The sequence below is a fragment of the Priestia megaterium genome, from assembly GCF_009497655.1.
In the GTDB taxonomy this organism is placed as follows: domain Bacteria; phylum Bacillota; class Bacilli; order Bacillales; family Bacillaceae_H; genus Priestia; species Priestia zanthoxyli.
This window is the reverse complement of the sequence record NZ_CP023317.1, coordinates 3,187,407-3,211,029: the sequence shown is the minus strand read 5'-3', so window position 1 is coordinate 3,211,029 and position 23,623 is coordinate 3,187,407. Positions and strand designations below refer to the sequence as shown.

Annotated in this window: 23 protein-coding genes and 1 pseudogene; 12 read left to right on the top strand and 12 right to left on the bottom strand. The window is 40.7% G+C overall.

Annotation, left to right across the window (positions count from 1 at the left end; genetic code table 11):
• Window positions 1–17: 17 nt before the first annotated feature.
• Both CEQ83_RS16340 and CEQ83_RS16335 read left to right on the top strand, forming a co-directional pair.
• Window positions 18–242 (top strand): sulfurtransferase TusA family protein, encoded by a 225-nt coding sequence (locus CEQ83_RS16340; protein WP_048019562.1) that lies wholly within the window; start codon window positions 18–20, stop codon window positions 240–242.
• Window positions 243–312: 70 nt separating this feature from the next.
• Window positions 313–1,089, top strand: a complete 777-nt coding sequence (locus CEQ83_RS16335) for a sulfite exporter TauE/SafE family protein (RefSeq protein ID WP_098112397.1) — start codon at window positions 313–315, stop codon at window positions 1,087–1,089.
• Between the two features lie 26 nt (window positions 1,090–1,115).
• On the opposite strand, the gene CEQ83_RS27145 is transcribed toward CEQ83_RS16335, so the two are convergent.
• From CEQ83_RS27145 to CEQ83_RS16325, 3 genes are all read right to left on the bottom strand, one after another.
• Window positions 1,116–1,292, bottom strand: coding sequence for a hypothetical protein (locus CEQ83_RS27145; protein WP_165573543.1), 177 nt, complete (start codon window positions 1,290–1,292; stop codon window positions 1,116–1,118).
• Between the two features lie 95 nt (window positions 1,293–1,387).
• Window positions 1,388–1,927, bottom strand: a complete 540-nt coding sequence (locus CEQ83_RS16330; protein ID WP_028414559.1) for a DUF2812 domain-containing protein — start codon at window positions 1,925–1,927, stop codon at window positions 1,388–1,390.
• On the bottom strand, window positions 1,928–2,254 hold the full coding sequence (locus CEQ83_RS16325; protein WP_028414558.1) for a PadR family transcriptional regulator: 327 nt from the start codon (window positions 2,252–2,254) through the stop codon (window positions 1,928–1,930).
• Between the two features lie 458 nt (window positions 2,255–2,712).
• On the opposite strand from CEQ83_RS16325, the gene CEQ83_RS16320 reads away from it, so the two are divergent.
• From CEQ83_RS16320 to CEQ83_RS16310, 3 genes are all read left to right on the top strand, one after another.
• Window positions 2,713–3,915 (top strand): aminotransferase-like domain-containing protein, encoded by a 1,203-nt coding sequence (locus tag CEQ83_RS16320; protein ID WP_098112396.1) that lies wholly within the window; start codon window positions 2,713–2,715, stop codon window positions 3,913–3,915.
• Between the two features lie 6 nt (window positions 3,916–3,921).
• Window positions 3,922–4,524 (top strand): dienelactone hydrolase family protein, encoded by a 603-nt coding sequence (locus CEQ83_RS16315; protein WP_155017406.1) that lies wholly within the window; start codon window positions 3,922–3,924, stop codon window positions 4,522–4,524.
• Window positions 4,525–4,631: 107 nt separating this feature from the next.
• Window positions 4,632–5,246, top strand: a complete 615-nt coding sequence (locus tag CEQ83_RS16310) for a GNAT family N-acetyltransferase (protein ID WP_098112394.1) — start codon at window positions 4,632–4,634, stop codon at window positions 5,244–5,246.
• Between the two features lie 48 nt (window positions 5,247–5,294).
• Here the strand turns inward: CEQ83_RS16310 and CEQ83_RS16305 are convergent, their stop codons facing one another.
• From CEQ83_RS16305 to CEQ83_RS16290, 4 genes are all read right to left on the bottom strand, one after another.
• Window positions 5,295–7,241, bottom strand: a complete 1,947-nt coding sequence (locus CEQ83_RS16305) for an ABC transporter permease (RefSeq protein WP_098112393.1) — start codon at window positions 7,239–7,241, stop codon at window positions 5,295–5,297.
• Window positions 7,231–7,992 (bottom strand): ABC transporter ATP-binding protein, encoded by a 762-nt coding sequence (locus tag CEQ83_RS16300; RefSeq protein ID WP_098112392.1) that lies wholly within the window; start codon window positions 7,990–7,992, stop codon window positions 7,231–7,233. Before CEQ83_RS16300 ends, CEQ83_RS16305 begins: the two co-directional genes overlap by 11 nt.
• Before the next feature lie 100 nt (window positions 7,993–8,092).
• Window positions 8,093–9,097 (bottom strand): sensor histidine kinase, encoded by a 1,005-nt coding sequence (locus CEQ83_RS16295; protein WP_098112391.1) that lies wholly within the window; start codon window positions 9,095–9,097, stop codon window positions 8,093–8,095.
• On the bottom strand, window positions 9,090–9,782 hold the full coding sequence (locus tag CEQ83_RS16290; protein WP_098112390.1) for a response regulator transcription factor: 693 nt from the start codon (window positions 9,780–9,782) through the stop codon (window positions 9,090–9,092). Before CEQ83_RS16290 ends, CEQ83_RS16295 begins: the two co-directional genes overlap by 8 nt.
• Window positions 9,783–9,950: 168 nt before the next feature.
• Here CEQ83_RS16290 and CEQ83_RS16285 point away from each other — a divergent pair, with 168 nt between their 5' ends.
• A complete protein-coding gene (locus tag CEQ83_RS16285) occupies window positions 9,951–10,865 on the top strand; it encodes an NAD(P)-dependent alcohol dehydrogenase (protein ID WP_154973820.1) in 915 nt (304 codons plus the stop codon).
• 46 nt (window positions 10,866–10,911) lie between these two features.
• Here the strand turns inward: CEQ83_RS16285 and CEQ83_RS16280 are convergent, their stop codons facing one another.
• Window positions 10,912–12,135 carry an acyl-CoA dehydrogenase family protein gene (locus tag CEQ83_RS16280; protein ID WP_155017405.1) on the bottom strand — a complete coding sequence of 408 codons (1,224 nt, stop codon included), beginning with the start codon at window positions 12,133–12,135 and terminating at the stop codon, window positions 10,912–10,914.
• Between the two features lie 42 nt (window positions 12,136–12,177).
• The gene (sfnG, locus tag CEQ83_RS16275; RefSeq protein ID WP_154973816.1) at window positions 12,178–13,251 is read right to left on the bottom strand and encodes a dimethylsulfone monooxygenase SfnG; all 1,074 of its coding nucleotides are present in this window, start codon (window positions 13,249–13,251) and stop codon (window positions 12,178–12,180) included.
• A 446-nt stretch (window positions 13,252–13,697) separates the two neighbouring features.
• Here sfnG and CEQ83_RS16270 point away from each other — a divergent pair, with 446 nt between their 5' ends.
• Window positions 13,698–15,050, top strand: coding sequence for an LLM class flavin-dependent oxidoreductase (locus CEQ83_RS16270; protein WP_155017404.1), 1,353 nt, complete (start codon window positions 13,698–13,700; stop codon window positions 15,048–15,050).
• The gene (locus CEQ83_RS16265) at window positions 15,028–16,212 is read left to right on the top strand and encodes a M20 family metallopeptidase (protein WP_155017403.1); all 1,185 of its coding nucleotides are present in this window, start codon (window positions 15,028–15,030) and stop codon (window positions 16,210–16,212) included. The genes CEQ83_RS16270 and CEQ83_RS16265 overlap by 23 nt, the downstream gene beginning before the upstream one ends.
• Here CEQ83_RS16265 and CEQ83_RS27825 read toward each other — a convergent pair.
• Together CEQ83_RS27825 and CEQ83_RS16260 are read right to left on the bottom strand one after the other, a co-directional pair.
• Window positions 16,209–16,406, bottom strand: a pseudogene (locus tag CEQ83_RS27825) (hypothetical protein); the annotation flags it as partial. The gene CEQ83_RS16265 and the pseudogene CEQ83_RS27825 sit on opposite strands and share 4 nt — an antisense overlap.
• 312 nt (window positions 16,407–16,718) lie before the next feature.
• Entirely contained in the window at window positions 16,719–17,156 is a 438-nt protein-coding gene (locus CEQ83_RS16260; protein WP_228123013.1) for a hypothetical protein, read from the bottom strand.
• A 93-nt stretch (window positions 17,157–17,249) separates the two neighbouring features.
• Between CEQ83_RS16260 and CEQ83_RS16255 the strand changes: the two genes are divergently transcribed.
• The 3 genes from CEQ83_RS16255 to CEQ83_RS16245 all read left to right on the top strand — a co-directional run bounded on the left by CEQ83_RS16255 (window position 17,250) and on the right by CEQ83_RS16245 (window position 20,289).
• Window positions 17,250–17,792 (top strand): GNAT family N-acetyltransferase, encoded by a 543-nt coding sequence (locus CEQ83_RS16255; RefSeq protein WP_155017402.1) that lies wholly within the window; start codon window positions 17,250–17,252, stop codon window positions 17,790–17,792.
• Between the two features lie 569 nt (window positions 17,793–18,361).
• Window positions 18,362–19,960, top strand: coding sequence for an FAD-dependent oxidoreductase (locus tag CEQ83_RS16250; RefSeq protein WP_154973811.1), 1,599 nt, complete (start codon window positions 18,362–18,364; stop codon window positions 19,958–19,960).
• The gene (locus CEQ83_RS16245; protein WP_014459184.1) at window positions 19,960–20,289 is read left to right on the top strand and encodes a 4Fe-4S dicluster domain-containing protein; all 330 of its coding nucleotides are present in this window, start codon (window positions 19,960–19,962) and stop codon (window positions 20,287–20,289) included. The genes CEQ83_RS16250 and CEQ83_RS16245 overlap by 1 nt, the downstream gene beginning before the upstream one ends.
• Window positions 20,290–20,318: 29 nt before the next feature.
• Here CEQ83_RS16245 and CEQ83_RS16240 read toward each other — a convergent pair whose 3' ends face one another.
• Window positions 20,319–21,707: an alpha/beta fold hydrolase gene (locus tag CEQ83_RS16240; protein WP_155017401.1), complete on the bottom strand. Its 1,389-nt coding sequence runs from the start codon at window positions 21,705–21,707 to the stop codon at window positions 20,319–20,321.
• A 176-nt stretch (window positions 21,708–21,883) separates the two neighbouring features.
• On the opposite strand from CEQ83_RS16240, the gene CEQ83_RS16235 reads away from it, so the two are divergent.
• A complete protein-coding gene (locus CEQ83_RS16235; RefSeq protein ID WP_155017400.1) occupies window positions 21,884–23,494 on the top strand; it encodes a gamma-glutamyltransferase family protein in 1,611 nt (536 codons plus the stop codon).
• Window positions 23,495–23,623: the final 129 nt, after the last annotated feature.

Below are 23,623 nucleotides of genomic sequence, written 5' to 3'. Positions count from 1 at the left end.
ACAAAGGAGAGAGAGAAATGGAATCAAATAAAGTACTAGATGCAAAAGGGATGGCATGTCCAATGCCGATTGTTAAAACAAAAAAAGCAATGAATGAACTAGAAGCAGGTCAAGTGTTAGAAATTCACGCAACGGATAAAGGGGCAAAAAACGACCTTGCAGCCTGGGCAAAATCTGGCGGTCACGAGCTTCTTCATACAGAAGAAGGCGACGTTCTTAAATTTTGGATTAAAAAAGGATAAGAAATAATAGACGAAAAGGGTATCTCTTGTAAAAGGTACCCTTTCCTTATATGAAACGGAGCGACTATAGATGGATCTTACATTTATCATCACGCTTTTTCTTATTGGATTTATTGGGTCGTTCATTTCCGGTATGGTCGGTATTGGCGGGTCTGTTATTAATTATCCGATGCTGTTGTATATTCCTCCATTAGTAGGAGTAGGAGCACTAACAGCTCATCACGTCTCAGGTGCAGGAGCCATTCAAGTATTCTTTGCGACATTAGGCGGCGTATGGGCGTATCGAAAAAGCGGATTTTTAAACAAATCATTAATTTTATACATGGGCAGCAATATTCTAATTGGGAGCATGCTTGGAAGCTACCTCTCACATTATATGAGTGAACAAGGATTAAATGTTGTATATGGAGTTTTAGCTCTTATTGCGGTTGTTATGATGTTTATTCCAAAGAAAAATGTAGATGAGATAAAAGAAGGCGAACTTCAATTCAATAAAGGATTAGCTTCTATTTTATCACTGCTTATCGGAGCCGTAGCAGGCGTGTTAGGAGCAGGAGGAGCCTTTATTTTAGTTCCTGTGATGCTTGTGGTGCTTAAAATTCCAACTCGAATAACCATCGCAACTTCACTAGCCGTTACCTTTATTTCTTCCATTGGTTCAACGGTTGGAAAGCTGGTGACCCATCAAGTCCCATTTATACCGGCACTTATTTTAGTTGCGGCAAGTTTAATTGCCTCTCCAGTCGGTGCAAAAGTTGGTCAGAAAATGAATACAAAAGTGCTTCAGTGGATCCTTGCCGGTTTGATTCTAGCAACGGCAATTAAGATTTGGTGGGGGCTACTATAAAAAGCTATGGATTCCCATAGCTTTTTTTATAGCACTTCATCACTTTCCACATACGTTTCAAGCGCAGGATGAAATTCTTTTTGATAGTGGTTAGACGGACACACTTTCACAACAGTAGCGTGAAGTGCGTTAGATTTTGATGTATTTAACACTTGCTTGCATTTTGGGCATCGTTCATTAAACAGAAAATGAAGCCATTTCACTTTTCATCACTCCTGTACTAAAACCTTTAAATCTTATCGAGTTAATAAGGATTATAACGAGTTTTATACGGCAGGTCAATGAAAAGGGAATCTCTTTAGATGTTACTAAGCTTTTTTAGCTTACGCTGATACGCAAGGTAAGGAAGTCCTGGAAATACTAAAATTACTGTTGAAATCGCTAATAAAATCTCGCTTATTGTACCTACTGCTTCCGGAAGCCAGCCGTATAAGCTCATAACGTCAAAAAGCAGCAGAAACACCATCGCGACAAGAATAGATAGAGCTGCTTTTCCTACAGAACGCTTTTCTCGTTCGTATCTGTCAATGATCGTTTCTACATCGGAATAAATAGGTTTTGTTCCCGGAGATGCGCTGAAAATATGCATAGCATGACCTGTTGAACAAACGTGCTGCCATCCGGCTTCTTTAAAAAGCAAAAAATATTCATCATCTGCATGTTCTTGAAAATCTAGTGAATATTGAAGCTCTTGAGCCTTTCCTTTTTTTAATGTATATCCAAAAAGAGCCCAACGGTCTAAAAGCCAGCCTTTTTTTGCATAGTCGCTGAGCTTTTGTAAATCTTCTTTTTCGGCAAAAGCAGTCCCGCCGCTCAGTATGTATTTTGTCTTTTTCATTTATAAACCTCCTAAAATATCTTCAGCGTGCTTAATCATTTCTTTGCGGCGCTGAATTTCTTTTTTTAAAAACTGAATTCCTTTTTCCGTTGCAACATACGTTTTCTTTTTGTCTTTGCTTTCGCCATAAAGCATGATTAACTCAGCTGCAAGAAGTTTTTTAATTGTAGTGTACATAGATGCAGGTCCAATCGAAAACTGTTGATTGGTCATATCTTCAATGGTTTTCATGATAAGATACCCGTGTTTTGCTTCTATGAGGGACACTAAGATGTAGTAAGACGTGTCGGTAAGTTCCCCCGTCTCTAATGAATCGTTTCGCGGCATATTCAACCTCCTTATATCATTTAATGATATAAATAGTCAATAGAAAATGTTAAATTTTAGGTCTATAATTGCGCCATGAACTTCTTTGACACATATATAAAAGGAATGATTTTGAAGAATCGTTTAGTGAGATAAATATATTTGTATAAAAAATTAAGAATTTGTAGAATTTATTGTTTATTTATTTGAATTTTATGTTATCCTTTTTAACATACATTAAATATAAGGCCACATTTATCGTACGACCTTTGAATTGTATTACAGATAGGGAATAAGAAAAATATATATTGAAAGGAGAAAGGGAGAGTCAGAGAGGACGCACATGCTAGTTGTCTGTTAAAAAGGCATCTTGCACGGTAACTGTCTGATTTCATAAAGGTAATTGTCCACAGTTATTTTTCTGACTATTCGAATAATTAATGTTAAAAGTTTAAAATCTAAAAAAGGAATGATCATCAATGAAAGATAAATTTGCCGAACGAGCTAGTCTTGTAAAATCCTCTGAAACGCGCGAAATCTTAAAAGTCACGGAACGACCAGAAGTCATTTCGTTTGCAGGAGGACTTCCGGCTCCAGAACTGTTTCCCGTTGAAGCAATGAACGAGGCGTGCCGCGCCGTATTAAATGAAGACGGAGCCGCTTCGCTTCAATACAGTACAACTGAAGGGTATATTCCTTTGCGAGAAGCCATCTCTACACGAATGAAGCATATTGGCATCGAGTCCACTGTTTCGAACATTTTAATTACGTCCGGATCTCAGCAGGCAATCGATCTTACAGGAAGACTGTTTCTTAATGACGGAGACGTGGTAATCTGTGAAAGTCCAACGTACCTAGCAGCCATAAACGTCTTCAAATCTTACAATGCAACGTTTGTAGAAGTAGATATGGACGAAGACGGAATGATTATGGAAGAGCTGGAGAAAAAACTTCGAGAAAATCCGCATGCTAAATTTATCTATACAATTCCAGATTTTCAAAACCCTACAGGACGCACCTTAACGCGAGAAAGACGTCAGCGAATGATCGAGCTTGCGAATGCATACGACGTGCTGATTGTAGAAGACAATCCATACGGAGGCGTACGATTTGCAGGAGAAACCCTTCCGCCCGTCAAGCATTTTGATACAGAAGGCAGAGTTATTTACATCAGCACATTCTCTAAAATCTTTGCACCAGGTCTTCGAATCGGCTGGGTGTGTGCAGACGAAGCTTTCATTGATAAGTACGTAGCGTTTAAGCAAGTGGCTGACTTGCATACGGACAACTTTGCTCAGCGCGTAACGGCTAAGTACATGGAGCTTTACGATATCGAAGTGCACATTCAAAAAATTAAAGCCGTATATAAAGAGCGATGTACGCAAATGTTATCGTGCATTGAAGAATTTTTCCCGGAGAATTTGTCTTACAGTAAGCCAGAAGGCGGATTGTTTATTTGGGTAGAGCTGCCCCAAGGAATCGATTCAGCACATATCTTTTCAGAATGTCTAAAAAATAACGTAGCCTGCGTGCCGGGAACTCCTTTCTTTCCAAACGGTACAAGAAACAACGCGCTGCGCTTGAATTACTCGAATATGTCTGCTGAACAAATCGTTGAAGGCATGAAGCGCATGGGAGACGTATTGCATCGTGAACTGACAAGGGAAACGACTGTTTTGTAAAAAGGTATGGAAAAATCAAATAAAGCAATTTTATTAATTCATGAAATATACGGTGTAAACGATCATATGAAGTTTATGAAAGAGAAATTGTCTAAGTTAGAGGCAGATATTATCTGTCCTAACTTATTATCCAAAGACGTTCCTTATCGTTATGAAGAAGAGGACATGGCTTATCAAAACTTTGTTCAAAACATCGGTATTGATGAGGGTTCAAGACAAATCAATAACATGTTAATTCAGCTAAAGCAAGAATATGAAGAAGTAGGGGTCATAGGATTTAGTGTAGGAGCCACAATATCGTGGCTATGCAGTGAAAACAATTTGTGTGACTTCGTGATTGGCTGTTACGGATCGCGCATTAGAGACTATATAAATAGACGTCCTGTGTGTCCAACTCTTCTTATTTTTTCCGCTGAGGAGCAAACATTTGATGTAGACTGTTTAATAAACTCACTAGAGCAAAAAAGAGAGCCGCTTTTGGAAATTAAAACGTTTCATGGCTTTCATGGGTTTATGAATCCTTTTTCACAAGCCTTTAATAAAGAAGCAGCGGACCAAGCCTTCCAAACAATGAGTGAGTTTCTCAAAAAACACTTAGCTGATTACTAGCTGTATATGCTGAAAGTGATACCTTACAATAAGCAGAAACTGACCCTTTTTCAGTACATATACATGTATTAACATTTCCTTTAGATATATAGAAAAGGAGTGAGGTTATGCTAAAGTCAGGTGAGCTTGTAGGAACAGCGGTAAAGCTAGTGCCGCTTGAAAAAATGCATGAGCAAGAACTCTATGAAGCTGCAAAACCGAAAGAAATTTGGGAGCATCTCCCGGTAAAAGTTCATCGTCTAAGGGATATGAAACAACTGATTGAAAGTGCTTTAAAAGCAAAGCAGGAAGGAAGAGAGCTGCCTTTTGCTGTGTTTGATATAGAGTCACATTTGATTATAGGAAGCACAAGATTTTTAGATATATCACTTCCTAACAAAAGCGTGGAAATAGGGTGGACGTGGTACCATCCATCCGTGTGGCGAACTCGAGTCAACACGGAATGTAAGTATTTATTATTAAAATACTGTTTTGAAGAGCTGAAGTTTCACCGCGTTCAGTTCAAAACGGATGTGCGAAACAAGCGGTCTAGAGCGGCTATTAAACGGTTAGGTGCCACGCAAGAAGGCATTAGCAGAAAACATATGGTTTTACCAGGTGGATACGTACGAGATTCGGTCATCTTCAGTATAATCGATGACGAATGGCCGTTTGTCAAAAAGCGGTTAGAAAATTTTTTGCATGCAGCCAGTGCGGAAAATAGAGAAAACGCCAGCAATTAATGGCATTTAAAGATAAAAAGCACAAGCTACAGCTTGTGCTTTTTATCTTTAAAGAGCTTCTTTAATAATTTTTTTATAGTAAAGAACGGATAAAATACCAAAAATAGAGTAGAGGGACGTATAGACAATCATGACGATAATAATAGGTGTCCAAAGCTCTGTCCCAAAAAAGAACCAGCCGGATTGTACGGCAAAATAGCTGTGAAGCAAGCCTACGATTAACGGAATGCCGAAATTAAAAAGCTGCTTTATTTTTATGCCTTTTAGTAAATCATTTTCAGTGAAGCCGAGTTTTCTAAGAATCGTATAGTTTGGCTTTTCATCTTCACTTTCGTCCATTTGTTTAAAGTAAAGAATGCACCCTGACGTGATTAAAAAGGCCAGTCCTAGAAAAGCGACAATGAACATAATTAGACCCATACCTTGTTTTTGGCTTACTACCGTTTCCATACGCGAATCATTTAAGCTGTTATCTCTAAAAGTCATCTTTGCAAAAATTTGATTTGCTTTTTTTATGTTAGCTTCTTTTGTTATGTCTATTCCTGTATAGACAGATGATTCTTTTTGAATAGAAGGATCTGCATCGTGCTTAAGCTTATTAAATATGGAATCGTCTACAATCGCAGTAGGTAAACCGCCTCCTGTAAAATAAGTGGATAGCAGGAACTTTCGATCCAACCCTACATATTTTTGCGGAATTACTTCTCGTTTTCCTTTAAGCTCAATTTGTCCTGAGTCTTTAAATCCTGCTGTTCTTTGAAGTACATCGTTATAGCCGGTAAATAATGTTTCGTTTGGAGCTATCTCTACACCATTAACGGATTTTTCACTAATCATTGGAAGAGTCATTGCTGACGAGTCCACCATGGTATTTTCAAAAGTGTTTTCTGAGATGTTTTTTACGTTTGCTTTTACTTGGATGACGTCGATCTTTTTTTCCGTATATGCTATTTTCTTTCGATCCAGCGCGGCTTTAAACGAAGCAGCGTCTTTTGTATTGTTGATCGAAAAATCGTTAGGCACATAATCTTCGGCCGACTTTTCAGCAGAATAATAAGAGATATAGCTCAAGCACAATAGGCCAATAGCCAGAGCCGATACGGTTGTAATAACCGTCAGCAACAGTGCGTTTGATTTCATCCGAAACATAATAGAAGAAAGAGATAATACATTGTTAATCGACAAATAGCCTTTTTTGCTTTTTCGCACAAGATTTAATAAAAAGCGAACTGAGCCTTTATAAAACAAATAGGTTCCGAGGATAACTGAAGCTAAAATAGACACCATTGCGATTGACAAAGCATTCATGCTTGTAAAAGATCCGTCAAACAATTTAGCAGAAATATAGTAGCCGGAAACAATAAAGATCATGCCAAGAATTCCAATAATAATTTCAAATATACTAATTTTTTTCGTTTTGCCTTCTGTAGATGAAGTAACTCGGAATAGGGCTAAAATGGTCTGTCTTTTAATAAAAAGATAGTTCATCGTCATAATTAACAAATAGATGACTCCGAACACAATCAGCGTTTGAATCAAGGCTTCTTCTGAAAAATGAAGCTTGGCAATGCCTTTTGTATCGGTGATTTTAAATAAAATCATGATGATTACTTTTGAAAACGAAAACCCAATTAAAATGCCGACAATCAGTGAGGCAAAATACAGCATAAAATTTTCAACGGTCAAAATACGGAAAATTTTTGTTTTGGTCATGCCAATTAGCTGAAATAAGCCAATTTCTTTACTGCGCCGTTTGATAAAAATCGTATTTGCATATAATAGAAAGATAGAAACAATGGCTACAAGTAAAACAGAAGCGGCCCGGATCCCTGCTCCTCCTTTGATGGAGCCTTTGGTTGCATCAAGAGCAGGATCGTACTGAAGCGTGACAAAAGCAAAATATAAAGCTGCGCTGAAAACCAGTGCAAAAACGTACAGATAATAGTTTTTTACATTCTTTTTGAAGTTGCGGAAGACGAGCTGATTAATATTCATCTTGCACTCCGCCTAGTACACCTTGAGTTTTCATAATATCTTCAAAGAAGTCTTTTCGCGTTTGATCCCCTTTATACAGCTGCGTATAAATTTGTCCGTCTTTTATAAAAATCACTTTACTGCAGTAGCTGGCTGCCACTGGGTCATGCGTTACCATCACAATACTTGCGCTTCTTTTGTCATTAAGCTCGGTCAGTTTGTTTAGCAAATCGCTAGCTGCTTTTGAGTCAAGTGCACCGGTTGGTTCGTCAGCAAAAATCATACTTGGCTCATGAATAAAGGCTCTTGCAGCAGAAGTACGCTGCTTTTGTCCGCCCGAAATTTCATTTGGATATTTATCTTTGAGCTCATAGATGCCGAGCTGTTTGGCTAGCGCGTCAAATTTTTTGTGAGCTACTGCTGAAGGAGTTTTTACAACAGAAAGAGGCAAGAGGATATTTTCTTTGACTGTCAGTGTATCGAGCAAGTTATAGTCTTGAAAAATAAAGCCTAAATGTGTTTTTCGGAAGTTTGCTAACTGCTTTTCTTTCATTCTGCTAATTTCATTTCCTTCAATTTTGATGGTTCCCCCGTTGATTTTATCAATCGAGGAAAGCACGTTCAGAAGCGTGGTTTTACCTGAGCCGGAAGCGCCCATAATTCCTACAAATTCTCCTTTCATAATGGTAATATCTACACCTTTTAATACTTCTTGTTTATTAAATTTATTTCCGTAGCTTTTATGAATATTAGTAGCTTCTAATATGTTCATATGTATTCACTCCTTTGATCTGATACGTTTATTATAAAAAAAGAGCCTTGCGTTTTCCTTTGATTCACCGAACAAATGACGAAAGCATGTGACATTTTTGTCACATGCTTTTCATATCAACAAAATCATTTGATTTAGGAAAGGCAAGCGTAAACGTCGTGCCTTCGTTAAGAACTGACTTCACACCAATGTGAATAGAAAGAGCGTGCGCAGCTTTTTGAGCGAGATACAAACCCATACCTGTGGCACGGCTGTCTTCATGCTGAGTGGTTGAGGTAAAACCTTTCTCAAAAATGCGCGGCATATCTTGAGGAGAAATGCCGCGTCCGCTGTCTTTTACCTCGACGTACACTTGACCATGGTGCTTATAGCTTCTAATCATTACGTCAGATGCTTCACTGTACTTGACTGCGTTTGTTAAGAGCTGTCTCATAATAAACGAAAGCCACTTTGCGTCACACAGTACACGTCCTGCCTGTATGTCCACATCAAACCCAATATTTTTTTGCATACACCAAGCTTGTAGCGTTTTGATTTCAGTGAAAATAAGGGACTCTAAATCCAGATGTTCAATATACATATCATTTTCGATAAAGAAAATGCGCTTTTGATGCAGCTGTTGATCAAGTAAAAAGTGAATACGGAGCCACTCGAACGTCAAGTTTGCTTTAACTTCTCGATTTTCTAAGCGTTCAATTATTAAATGCATTGCAGTTAACGGCGTTTTAATTTCGTGAATCCAAGCTAACATTTCATCTTTTTCCTGCGTCACGTGCAGCTGAGTTTGCACCGCATCTTTTTTCGCCTGTTCTAATTGTTGCATCAGATTTCGCTGAACAATCTTTTCAAAGGGGCGCAGCGGATGAGAAAGAGTAGAAGAATCAAAGAAATCCTCTTCATCTTTTAACCCTTGGTAAAATTTCGTTTCTTTCTGATAGCGGAAGACGCAGAAAATAAGAAAGATAATCGATGATAAAAACACGATATAAAGAATCGAAGACAGCGGAATGGAGCTATCAATATAAGCGATAAAAAGCATTAAAAGATGCATCATAAAAAAGAAAAGAATCCAGCTTAGACGCTCGCGAATAAAGAGTTTAATCATAGCGTTCCTCTTCAATCGCTACGTAGCCTTGACCGACTTTTGTTTCAATAAAAGTTCCTAGTCCAATTTCATCTAACTTTTTTCGCAGGCGATTGACGTTTACCGTTAGGGTATTATCACTGATAAACCGTTTATCTTCCCACAAACTATTAATCAGCTCATCTCGGCTTACAATCGTATTCTTTTTATGTATTAAGCATTTTAAAATAAAGATTTCATTTTTGGTTAACTCAATAGCTTTAGATTCCGTTGATACTTTATTTTTTTCATAATCGATCGTTGCGCCTTGCCACGAAAGAAGGTTTACTTGTTCAACGCTGTAATTATAGACGCGGCGGAGAAGGGCCTGTATTTTTGCTACAAGCACATCAAAATGAAACGGCTTTTGCACAAAGTCGTCGGCTCCAAATTGCATAGACATCACCATATCAGAAGGGTGATCTCGTGAAGATAGAAAGATAATAGGAATTTTTGAGTGAGAGCGAATCATTCTGCACCAGTGGAATCCGTCATACTTCGGCAGTTGAATATCCATAATCACTAAATCAGGTTTTACCTCGCTAAACTCCTGCATAACGTTACTGAAATTACGGATGCCGTAAACATCATATGACCATTGCTCCAACCGCTCTTTCAGTTCGTTAAACAGCGTTACATCATCTTCAATTAAAAGAAGTTTAAACAACCGTACTTACCACACTTTCTGTTTTTATACTCATTTTATAGTAATATCCTTTTATTTACCATATATGTTAGTAGATTCATAGGGTTTCTTTTTAAAATGTACAGAATAGCACTGGCTGAGCATAGTTTATAAACATACGCTGAACTCTAAGGAAAAAGGAGAGCTGTTATGAAAGCAATGGTATGTACAAAGTATGGTAAACCGGATGTTCTTCAGCTTCAAGAAGTGGAAAAGCCTATTCCAAAAGAGAATGAAATACTGATAAAAGTTCATGCCACCACGGTCACATCGGGCGACTGCAGAGTGAGGAGCTTTAATAGTCCACTGCTATTGTGGCTTCCAATGCGAATAGTTTTGGGGTTACGAAAGCCTAGAAAATCAATACTAGGCGTAGAACTGGCCGGAGAAGTAGAGGAAGTCGGAAAGAACGTAACGCGTTTCAAAAAAGGCGACCAGCTGTTTGCAATGACAGGTATGAAGTTCGGAGGATATGGGGAATATATCTGCTTACCAGAAAAGGGGACAATAGCCGTAAAGCCAGAGAATGTAACCTATGAAGAAGCCGCCTCTATTTCTTTCGGCGGCACGACGGCTCTGCATTTTTTTAGAAAAGGAAACATTCATGCCGGGCAAAAAGTGCTTATCTACGGTGCTTCAGGTGCCGTAGGAACTGCCGCTGTACAGCTTGCTAACTATTACGGAGCTGAAGTGACAGGCGTGTGCAGTGCTAAAAATAATGAACTAGTAAAGTCTTTAGGAGCAGACCGCGTCATCGACTACCAAAACGAAGATTTTACTGAAAAACAAGAAAGATACGATCTTATCTTTGATGCCGTTGGGAAAATCACAAAAAATCAGTGCAAGGAAGCGTTAGCCTTAAATGGACGCTTTGTTTCGGTCGAAGGGCAAGGAATTGCCAAAGTGCAGACGAAAGATTTATTACTTCTTAAAAAACTTATGGAAGAAGGACAGATCCAATCAGTGATTGATAGATGCTACTCTTTAGAACAAGTGCCAGAAGCTCATGAGTATGTAGAAACCGGACATAAAATAGGGAGCGTAGTCATTACGTTAAAAAATTAAAAAAGAGAATCTCTATAAAAGATCCTCTTTTTTATGATATTAAACTTTACTCTCCGCCTTTAATCCAAAGTTCAAGAGGAAGCCCTACAAGGTTCTTTCCGATCCATTCTCTGGCAATATTATTAGAAGGGCCCATAGCAATGCCCGCTCTGGCATCCCGGAACAAACGTTCAATAGGGCCTTTTTTATAGCCATATCCGCCGCTTACATCCAATGCAATTCGCGTTGCTTTGTTGGCTACTTCTGAAGCGTGCACTTTAAATTCAGTCAGCGGGAGGGTAAGGATACCTTGTGCTTTTTGTTCAGCTTGTAAAATATCAAGCTGTTCTGCCAAGTCAATTTGCCATGGTTTTGTGCTTTCAATGAGCACTTTTGCTTCGGCAATCTGCTGGCGAATGACTTGATAGTCGCTAAGCTGGTTATTAAAATCACGGTGAATCGTTCGCGTTGCATGGTTAACCGCAAGCTCTAGCGCATGTTCCGCTACGCCAAGCCAAGCAGAACCAAGGCCAATTAAATAAATAGGGGAAACGCCGTTTAAGACGATTTCTTTCCCTGTTTCTTCACTGCCTAGAAGATCTTCTTTTGGCACGTGTACATTTTTATAAGAAATCGGACCGCTGTGATTACCGCGAACGCCCAGCGCTTCCCACGGACTTGCAGTGATGCCGTCTGATTTTCCGTCTACAATAAAAAAGCTAATATCAGTTGCTTCTTGTGCTTCAGGACCGCGTGTTTGGACGATATAAAAATCAGCTTGCCCGGCGCTCGTAGTAAACGATTTGTCAGCATTAACTACATAATCTTCACCATTTCGCTGCGCTTGACTGAAGTTGTACCACCACCAGTGTCCTCCTGAGGCTTTTTCACTTGTAGAGTACGTACCAATCAGCCCTTGGTCAATTGGTTTTAACCAGCGTTTCTTTTGATCGTCGTTTCCGTACAGCGTAATAGTTTGAATCGCTCCGACATGCATCACGTAAACTAAAGCAGTAGAAGCACAAGCTTTTGCAATTTCCTCAGCTACAATCGCAAAAGCCACGTGATCAAGTTCTAGGCCGCTGTATGCTTTTGGTACAAGAATATTTCCCCAGCCTGCTTTAATAAGCGCTTCTAAATTTTCTCGTGGAAAAACGCCTTCTTCATCTGTACGGGCTGCATTAGGCCGGATCACTTCATCTACGAGAGAAGCAATTTTCTCCCGAATAGATGCGTAATAAGCGCGCGTTGATTGATTGTATACAGGACGTGCAGAAACTTCGATTGACATAACATACCTCCAAAAATTTTAATGTTCGTTACGATAAACTATTTATAATGCACCCGCTTTTTCTTTTAGTTCCTGTTCTTTTTGTCTTACGAGCGGAATAATGGTTTCGCCAAACGTTTTGATTTCTTCTTCATAATGTAAAAAGCCTGTCAAAATAATATCCACACCGATTTTTTTCAGTTCGATAATTTGATTGGCGACTTGTTCGGCTGTTCCGATAAGGCCAGTTCGGAAACCATCATTATACTGAACTAAGTTTTCAAACGAAGAGTTTGCCCACATGCCTTCACCTTGAGGAGAAGCTTTGCCTGCAAATTTCACTTGACTTTCAAACCCTTCAACGGCTTCTTTATCTGCTTGTAGAACAATTTCTTTTAGCACTTGTTTTGCTTCTTCTTCTGTTTCACGGACAATGACAAACCCGTTTACGCCAAATTGAATATCATGGCCGTTTGCGTTTGCTTTTACGTCTTTAATTTGATTTTTTAAGTTTTCAATCGAGTTGCCGTTCATGAAATAGACGTCTGATACCCGGCTTGCCATTTCACGCGCAGCTTTAGAGTTTCCTCCTTGAAATATTTTCGGCGGCTGAAGAGGCTTTGGTTTTAATGGTGCGTCATTTAATCGGTAAAAGTCTCCTTTGAACGTGGTCGTTTCGTTTTTCCAAAGTTCTCGAAGCACGTTAATAAATTCTTCAGAACGGCGGTAGCGCTCATCATGATCTAGCCACGGTTCGCCGTAGCCGTTAAATTCGCCTTTAAACCAGCCGCTTACCACGTTCACGGAGACGCGCCCGCTGCTGATATGATCAATAGTCGAAATGATTTTAGCAAATACGCCGGGATGCCATAACCCCGGAAGAACTGCTGTAATAATGTTGATTTTTTTAGTAGTGGCGGCCAGTGCAGAAGCAAGAGTCGCAGCTTCTAGTTGATTTTCAGCGCCGTAGCTTGCAAAAAACCTAGTTTGCAAGAGAACGTAATCAAAGCCTACCTGCTCGGCAATTTGTGCGTACCGGCTGTTTGCTTCAAATGACCACTCTGTTTTTTGAGGAATGTTGGAAATGACAAGGCCTCCGCTTACGTTCGGGGCCCAATAAGCAAATTGCAAACTCATATGTAACGCCTCCTTAGTTAAGTAGTGAAAATAAATGAGCTGAGTAAAACATTCACCTCCTTAAATGCCAAAGGCCCTTATCCCTCTTCAAGTTGAAGAGAAAATAAGAGCCTTCAGTAGCCTGACAGGCGGTATGGATGCTGAATGTACATATAGTTATATCACCGGTTATTCCGATAGTCAAAGTGAGTTTTAAGGAATTTAAAAGAAATGAAATCGTAATTAAGTTTAACTAAAGAAGGAAGAAATCATCTATTTGAACCAAAAGCAAACTTGACTTATAGGAATAGTGAGTATACTATTCAAATAAGCTAAATAAATGAGAGGTCAACAGCTATTTTCTCTAAATAAACAGCTATTTAAAAACAATCGACCAGACGACTGGAGATGCTTTGAACAATCAAAGCATCTCTTTTTTATTTGTCGTAAAAAGGAGGAAGTATACGTTGAGTGAAAAAAGAAAGCTGAAGCTAGGAGCAAATATTAAAGGGCTTGGAAATACGACGGACGGATGGAGACATCCGGACGTAGAGCCTGATGCGAGCATTAATATTGCGTTTTATAAGAAACAAGCGCGTATATTAGAAAAAGGACTGTTCAGCTTTGTTTTTATTGCGGATGGATTAGCGATATCTGAAAAGTCTATTCCTCACTTTTTAAATCGTTTTGAGCCAATTACACTGCTGTCAGCTCTCGCTGCTTCTACGAGTCACATCGGACTAGTTGGGACGGTTTCAACAAGTTTCAGTGAGCCTTTTACCATCGCTCGTCAGCTGATGTCTCTTGATCATATCAGCGGCGGGCGAGCAGGATGGAACTTAGTCACTTCTCCGCAAGAAGGGGCAGCGCGCAATCACAGCAGAGGACATCTTCCTCACCACAGCGAACGATACGAAATTGCAAAAGAGCATCTCGACGTAGTAAAAGGGCTGTGGGATTCATGGGAAGATGATGCTTTTACCTATAAAAAAGAAACCGGTCAGTTTTTTGATCCAAAGAAAATGCATACGCTTGGATTTAAAGGCAAGCACTTTCGAGTTCAAGGGCCGTTAAATATTGCTCGTTCAAAGCAGGGACATCCGGTTGTGTTTCAAGCCGGGTCATCAGAAAAAGGAAGAGGATTTGGCGCAGAAAATGCGGATGCCATTTACACCAATGCACATACACTAGAAGAAGCGCAGGCATTCTATCAAGATATGAAAAATAGAGCAAGAAATCATGGGAGAAATCCTGAAGAGCTTCTCATTTTTCCAAGTATTGATTTAATTATAGGAGATAGCGAGGAAGATGTAGAAAGAAGATATGGAGAGCTTGCCGCTTTAATTCCAATTAATCATGCCATTACATATTTAGCTCGTTTTTTTGATGATTATGACTTTCAGCAATTTGACGTAGGCGCACCGTTTCCAGAGCTGGGAGATATCGGAGCAAATGCTTTTCAAAGTACTACAAATAAAATTAAACAAGCGGCGGCTGCTCGAAAGTTAACGTTAAGAGAGGTCGCGCTTGAAACAATTTTGCCGCGTTCGCCATTTTCAGGAACACCTGAGCACGTAGCGAATGAAATGCAAAAATGGTATGAGCAGGAAGCAGCGGATGGATTTGTGCTTCGCCCGTTTATGAGCGAGACGTTTCATCAGTTTGTGGAAAAAGTGGTGCCTATTTTACAAGAGCGTGGGCTTTACGACACTTCATATGAAAGCGATACGCTGCGCGGAAATTTAAATCTTTCCGTTCCAGCCAATCGATATAGTCAAACAAAGGGGGAATTTGTTTATGACAGTCAAATCAATCGGTGAATACAGCGTCACAGAAAGCTTGAAGAAGCAAGTAATTGAATGGAGAAGACACTTTCATCGCTATCCTGAATTATCGTTTCAAGAGCACCGAACGGCTCAGTTTGTTGAAGATACGCTTCGTTCGTTTGGAAGCTTTATCATTACGCGTCCTACACCAACAAGCGTGGTGGCTAGATTAATAGGAAAAGAGCAGGGAAAAGTGGTTGCGATTCGAGCGGATATGGACGCGCTGCCGATTGAAGAAGAAAACACGTTTGCATTTGCTTCGGTTCATAAAGGCGTGATGCATGCATGCGGACATGACGGTCACACGGCTATTTTGCTAGGAGTAGCTTCCGTGCTTTCTCAGTTAAGAAATGAATTTAAAGGAGAAATTCGCTTGATTTTTCAACACGCGGAAGAGCTGCTGCCCGGGGGAGCGCAGGAGCTTGTGAAAGAAGGCTTGATGGAAGGTGTGGATTACGTGATTGGCACACATTTGAATTCTGGTCTTCTCGTCGGAGAAATCGGCGTGCTTGCAGGTCCTATGATGGCTTCGCCTGACACGTTTAACATATCGATTAAAGGAAAAGGAGGACACGCCGCAGCGCCTCATGAAGCAGTTGATGCGATCGTTGTAGGAGCGCAAATTGTGACGAACCTTCAAACCATTGTTTCAAGAACGACGAATCCAGTCGATAAATTAGTCGTATCGGTTACACAATTTCACGGAGGAACTACGCACAACGTACTTCCTGATAAAGTGGAGCTGAACGGTACCGTTCGAAGCTTTGACGCGGCTCTGCGAGAAAAAGTTCCAGCACAAATTGACCGGATTGTAAAAGGACTAACAGAAGCCTACGGCGCAGAGTACACGTTTACGTATGAAAAAGGCTATCACCCTGTCATTAACTCTGAAGAAATTACAAGGTTAATTGAAGAAACAGCCATTGAAGAATACGGAAAAGACCGTGTAAAGACGCTGTCTCCTAAAATGGGAGGAGAAGACTTTTCAGCTTACCTGCAGGAAACGGAAGGAGCATTTTTTAACATTGGAGCGCGAAATGAAGAACAGGGCATCGTATACCCTCATCATCATCCGAAGTTTACGGTAGATGAAGCCTCGCTTGAAGTCGGAGTAAAAATGTTTTTGCGCGTTACTGAAAAGCTGTTGGCTCGTTAAAAAAGAGATTCAGACATACAATTACCCAATCTAAAGACGAAAAAAGGGACAAAGGAGCTTGTATGGCTCGCTTGTGACACCGCTGTTGGTTTCCGTGCAAGACTTCGCTTTCCGCGGGCGGCCGGTGAGCCTCCTCGTCGCATACGCTCCTGCGGGGTCTCACTTCTTCCGCTTTTCCCGCAGGAGTCTTCGTCTTATCCTCCAACCAACAGCTAGAAGCTACTACATAGATTAAATTTACGTTCGCCAGCACAATGAAAAGATCCTAACGGTTTATGGTTCGGATCTTTTTTCAACTAAACTACGTTTGTCCCACCCACTCTTCTCTACGACATCTTAATTTGTATCCTTATAATTCGTCGCAAATCCTGCTGCAATTAAACCAATTAAACCCAGCACTCCTACAATAATCGTTATGACCACTATGCTCACCTCAATCGCTCTTAATAATACGCTTTCATTTGTTTAATTTTACCATGAGTCTTCGTGTGAAAGAAGCTTTTCTTTTAAAGGCTCGAGCTTCTTAAATTTTGATCATAGCTTTGCCGTTTTAACATGTCGTTAGTGATTATCAAGGCATCTTCTTTACGCCCTGCATACAAGTAGGCTTCAATGACTTCGTCAAATCCCTCTGAGTAAGGGAATTCTTCATACTTTGCTAGTTTAAATGAGGCATCGTAGTGTTTCGTTGATTCTTCATATTGCTTTAGTTTTAAAAGCATACGCCCGTTGGCTAAATGTAAATCAGCTCGTTCTAGATCGGTAAGGGTATGGAGTTCAATTCCATGGTTGCGTATATCAAGCGCATCTCCATAGCGCTTTTTCTCTTCCAGCTCAAACGCTCTCTCGTAAAAATGATCAAACTTCGTTAGCGGTCTCCTTGATTTATAGAACTTGTAAATGCCGTATAGAATCAAAAGCAATAACCAAAGCAATTCCTTCAACTCTCTTTCATCTCTTTATGTATAATATTTATACTAAAGGAAATTAAAACTAATTGATAGATTGAATGAAAGAAATACATTTGGAGGTATAGGGTGGTCATCAAACAGCAGATTTACCATGTAAAAGGACTTCAGTACATCATTCGTTCAGCTGACATTAGCGATGCAGACGAACTGTCTCACCTAAGAGTTCAGCTAGACGGAGAAACGGAAAACTTAGATCGTGAATCAGGAGAAGGGTATATGGACGAATCCGACTTTGAAAAACTTATTCAACGTGACGCAGAAAGTAAACGAAACTTATTTTTAGTAGCGGTTGTACATAATGAAATTGTCGGATTTTCAAGATGTGAAGGTAATGAGTTGAAACGATTTGCCCACAAAGTGGAGTTTGGCGTATGCGTCGCAAAAGAATGTTGGGGATACGGAATTGGCAAAGAGCTTTTACAGCAATCTATATTGTGGGCAGAGAGCGCGGGCATGAAGAAAATGACGCTGAATGTGTTAGAGACGAATAAAAAGGCAATTGATTTATATGAGAAGTTCGGATTTGAAGTAGAAGGAGTATTAAAAAATGACAAGGTGCTGTCAGACGGGAAGTTTTATAACACGGTAGTGATGGGGCGCTTTGCATAGTCTTTTGCGAGGATTTTTTATCGATTTTTAAAGGAAAAACACCTTCAAGGCTAATGTGCTTGAAGGTGTTTTGCGTTTCGCCTGTTTTACTAGAATGATAGTTAGTCATAGACCTCACTTTTTTCACTAAAGCTTTTATTGATTTCAAATCCTTGTTCTTCTTCTTTTTCGACATCTGTACCAATAGGCTCCCACTTAATAAGGAGTGTCGCGACCAGACCAATAACGGGAACGATTGTAAGGACGAGAAATAAATTCTAAGAATAACATAATCGTTGACAAACATAGCATAAACTTTTAATATATAATTAAACAAAGTGAATTACTTGGTATTGATGATGCTGTACGAAGAAACGCGCCTACTAGGCAACTGGAGGCCAGACCATTGTGTTGAAACAAATGGACTGGTCTCCTTTTTATATTAAATGGGTGTTATGGAAGAGTTGGATTCTGAAACGGAATAGTTGGTATAGATTTAGCGATGAGCAAAATAGTCGAATGGACAGTAAGTAAGGTTTTTCTTAATAAGGTTTTTGAGAGCGCAAACATTTTAAGAGGAGGATCCGTATATGACTGCCGACTTTCATTTTCATACAGATGTATTAATTATTGGAGGAGGCCCTGCTGGTGCATGGGCAGCTCTGCAAGCAGTTAAAGAAGGTGCAAAAGCTGTACTTGTAGATAAAGGATATTGTGGAACGAGCGGAGCAACTGCGCCTTCGGGTACAGGAGTTTGGTATGTAAAACCTACTTCTGATGAACAGTTGGAAGCAATGAAAAGCAGAGAAGAGCTGGGGGGATATTTAGCTGAAAGAAGCTGGATGAAACGAGTGCTTGATTGTACGTTTGAACAAGTAAATGAATTAGCTCATTTTGGCTATCCGTTTCCTGTAGATGAAAAAGGAATTTCTCAGCGAACGACACTTCAAGGGCCTGAATATATGAGGCTAATGCGGCGTCAGCTTCAAAAGGCAGGGGTTCAGATTTTGGACCATAGCCCTGCACTGGAGCTTATTGCAGATGAACACGGTGTGGCAGGTGCTTGCGGAATCAATAGTCAAACAAAAGAAACATGGAGAGTGGAGGCTGCTGCAGTTGTGATTGCAACGGGAGGCTGTGCATTTCTAAGCGGAGCACTCGGTACAAATGTTTTAACAGGAGACGGTTACTTATTAGCTACAGAAGCAGGTGCGTCGCTTTCAGGCATGGAGTTTTCAAATGCTTATTCGATTTCACCAGCTTTTTCTCCGATTACAAAATCTGCATTTTATAAATGGGCTACATTTTATTATGAAGACGGTACAGTCATTGAAGGAGCCGGTTCTCATAAAGGGCGCTCCATTATAGCCAGAACGTTAATGACCCAGCCTGTTTATGCAAAGCTGGATAAAGCGGATGAACGTATTCAAAAAGCAATGCGCTTATCACAGCCAAATTTCTTTTTATCGTTTGATCGTCTTCATATGAACCCCTTTACTCAAATGTTTCCAATCACCTTGCGTTTTGAAGGAACTGTTAGAGGAACAGGCGGTATTCACATTACAGACGAAACGTGTAGAACCGACATTCCAGGTTTATATGCGGCCGGAGATGCCGCAACACGCGAATTAATCTGTGGAGGGTCTACGGGAGGAGGCAGCCATAATGCTGCGTGGGCTATCTCTTCAGGCTGCTGGTCAGGAAAAGCAGCGGCAGCATTTGCTGTTAAGCAAGGAAGAAATGCTGCAAGTCGACATGCTAAAGGCTTATCAGAAGCGTCAGGAATCACAAAGTCAGTAGCTTCTTCTGATGCAGCTGATACGAAGGAAATGATAGCATCGGTTCAGCGCGAGGTCTTTCCATATGACCGGAACTGGTTTCGTTCAGAAGCAAGGCTGCAAGCTTCTCTGACAAGGTTAAATGCCGTATGGAATGAGTTGAAGAACGGAGTGTATGATAAAGAAAGAAACCTCGTGAGAAGTCGAGAGCTTGCGGCCATGACGGCAACGGCGCGATGGATGTATACAAGTGCATTAGAAAGAAAAGAAACGAGAGGGATGCACCGCCGTGACGATTTTCCGTTTATGGATTCCAAACAGCACTACCGGATTCTAAGCGGAGGCGTGCAAGAAGTCTGGGCGAGACCCTTAGGAACAAAGTCTTCTAATCACGTAAAGGGGGTTATTTAATGATTGAGCTCCTTAGTGAAGACCGGTGTATTAACTGCAATCTTTGTGTATCCGTTTGTCCAACAAATGTCTTTGACCGCTCTCGCATGGGAGGAGCTCCTTCCATAGCTCGTCAATCCGATTGTCAAACTTGCTTTATGTGTGAACTGTATTGTCCGGTAGATGCTTTATACGTAACGCCTTTAGCTGATCAAACTGCAGAAGTAGATGAACAGGATGTAATTAATCAGCACCTGCTCGGAAGTTACCGAGAAGCTGTAGGCTGGGGAAAAGGAAGAAAATCCACCGCTTCTTCCGATCAATCGCATATCATCTTAAATAGGAAATAGAAAAAAAGAGCGGACAAAGCCGCTCTTTTTTACTTTTGCGTTTCCCGAACCCATTTCACAATATCATCAATGACATAAGAAGGGATGTTGGCTGAAACAGCATATTCATCGGGCGTGCTTTTTTCACCAGTTCCTTCTGTGAAAAAGTGGTTGAGCTTTGGATAAAGCTTAAAAGAAGCGTTGGAACGCTGAGACAAGCTTTGCTTCCAGCCTTCAAAATCTTCGGTCGTTACTTGATAATCACGCGCTCCTTGTAAAAGAAGCAGCGGCGTTTTCTGAGATTTTGCAATTTCTGCGGGGTGCCAGTGAGCTAAGTCATACCAAAAATAAGGCGTGCCAAGCAAGAATTCTTTTGGCGGCTGAGCTGGCGAAAAGCTTGGGTCTTGTAAAATGGCAAACTGCTGCTGGAAAAAAGAAAGCTGCTCTTTCGGAAGCTGATTAAGCGATACAAGATAGGCAAATTGTTCAAGCATTAACTCTGGGAGTGTGCGGCTCGGTGCAGAAAGTAAAACAGAGCCCCGCACGCTTTTATCCGGCGTTTGATTTAAAATTCTGGGCACCATCATACCACCTTGACTGTGTCCCAGTATAAAAACATTGCGGCTGTCGATGCCTTTTTGTTTTGCCATTGCTTTGACTGCGAGTACGGCATCATTCGTTGTTTCATCGTCAACGCTTATTTTACTTTCACCGGACATTTTAGCTGTATGTTCGTATGTACGCTTGTTGTAGCGTAAAACGGCAATTCCTTGAGAAGCCAGTCCTGAAGCCAGATCTCGAAACGGCTTTAAGCTCATAAAGGTTTCATCTTGATCAGAAGGCCCTGATCCGTGAACTAAAATGACAACGGGTACATTTTGATGCTTTGAACGTGTTGGAAGAGTGAGCGTTGCTGGAAGTTCGTAAGGTGCTTTGCCGATTGAAAGCTGTTTTTCTCTGTAGTTCTTAGGGGTGTCATAAGGTGGTGTGGAAAACGAAAACTGGCGCTCCTCCGGTACGATTCGCCAATCATCCATTTGACGATTTTGACTAAAGCGAACGGTTAAAGTAGCTGATGCATGTTCAAATTCAATGGGGATTTCTACATTTCGATGAACGGTATTGACTTCACCTTGTACAGCTGTCCCAATCTTTTTTACAGCACCTAACTGAGCCGTTAGAGATGACCACCACGTTTTTAGGTTGTCTTCACTCATTTTTGACTGCAGGCTGCGGGAAAAGTAGCGCGTAGCTTCCTTTGTTTTTCCGTTTGCTACATTCGTTAAAAATGCGTTTGCTCGTTTGTATTCAACTTTTGCTGAGTGATGGGCAGCATTCGCCGATGCTTCAGCTTGAACGGTTGAAGTGGACATAGGAAGCGCTTGAAGGCCGAGTGCTAAAGAAACAGCGAGTGGAAGGGCGGCTTTTACTTTTTTCATACATCATCCTCCTTGGCAATTCTTGTACTCTATTAGTATACCAATTTTAGGTAAATGGAGTCATCTCCTTTTGAGATAAAAAGAAAGGCGCTAGGCCGTAAATATGGTAAAATAAAGAAGTTAAATTAGTTAGAAAATTAAAATAAATTTAGAGGTGTAAAAGAGGAGGAGCTTTTATGACCTATGATCCGCATTATCATCCATATCCATCTTACCGAGTTCCCGTTTATGCAAAAAAAGGAATGGTATCCACATCTCAGCCGCTTGCAGCGCAGGCAGGTCTTGATATTTTAAAAAAAGACGGCAATGCCATTGATGCAGCGATCGCGACAGCAGCAAGTCTTACCGTATTAGAGCCCGCCTCTAATGGAATCGGAGGAGACGCGTTTGCGCTTGTTTGGACGAATGATCAGCTGTACGGACTGAACGCGAGCGGACCTTCTCCGCAGTCTATTTCCATTGATGCGCTGAAGGAAAAAGGATACAAAGAAATTCCTAAGTACGGAATGATTCCCGTTACGGTTCCCGGCGCTCCGGCTGCTTGGGCTGCTTTATCGAAGCGATTTGGCAAACTGCCTCTTTCTCAAGTGCTGCAGCCTGCCATTCAATATGCCAAAGAAGGATTCCCGCTAGCGCCTACTCTTTCTAAACAATGGAAACAAGCGTACGATACGTTTAAACGAGTTCATACAAGCGAAGAATTTGAATCGTGGTTTCAAACGTTTGCCCCAAATGGACAGGCACCAAAAGCAGGAGAAATGTGGTCATCCATCGATCATGCTTATACGCTTCAGCTTATTGGTGAGACCAATGCAGAAGCCTTTTATAAAGGTGAACTTGCAGATCGTATTGATGCATTCAGCAAAAAATATAGCGGCTTTTTATCAAAAGAAGATTTGGCAGCTTACGAACCTGAGTGGGTGAATCCTATTTCCGCTCACTACCGTGGATATGACGTATGGGAAATTCCGCCGAATGGTCAAGGGCTTATTGCATTAATGGCATTAAATATCGTAAAAGGCTTTGAGCTTCAAGAAAAAGATGCGGTGGATACGTATCATAAACAAATCGAAGCGATAAAGCTTGCATTTGCGGACGGAGAAAAATACATTACGGAAGAAACGAAAATGACCGTACCTGTCAGCGAACTGCTGTCTGATACATATTCAAACTATCGCCGCACCCTTATAAAAGAACATGCCCTTCAGCCTGAAGCAGGAGAACCTGTTGGAAGCGGAACGGTGTATTTAGCAACGGCTGATGAAGAAGGAAACATGGTTTCATTTATTCAAAGTAATTATATGGGCTTTGGTTCTGGAATCGTTGTGCCAGAAACGGGAATTGCTTTGCAAAACCGCGGTCACAATTTTTCAATGGACCCTAATCACGATAACTGTCTTGCTCCGAACAAAAAAACGTTTCATACCATTATTCCAGGCTTTCTCACTAAAAATAATGAACCTGTAGGACCGTTTGGCGTTATGGGAGGTTTTATGCAGCCGCAGGGACATATGCAAGTTGTCATGAATACGATTGACTTTCAGCTTCATCCTCAAGCTGCTTTAGACGCGCCAAGATGGCAGTGGAAAAAAGATAAAACGGTGCTTGTGGAGCCGACGTTTCCTTTATACGTAGCACAAGCGCTTGAACGAAAAGGGCATAAAATTGAAGTAGCCGTGGATTCGATGGCATTTGGGCGCGGACAGATCATTTGGAGAGATCCTGAAAGCGGCGTGCTGTGCGGAGGAAGTGAATCACGAACGGACGGATTTGTGGCTGGATGGTAAGAACAAAATAGATCAAGAAAGAAGCCCGTACTGATTAGAGTCGGGCTTTTTTCATGTCTCAACCATATGTATAAATCTCTTCAAAGAACTGAAAACTAAAACAAACATTTACGTATGTATGGATAACGT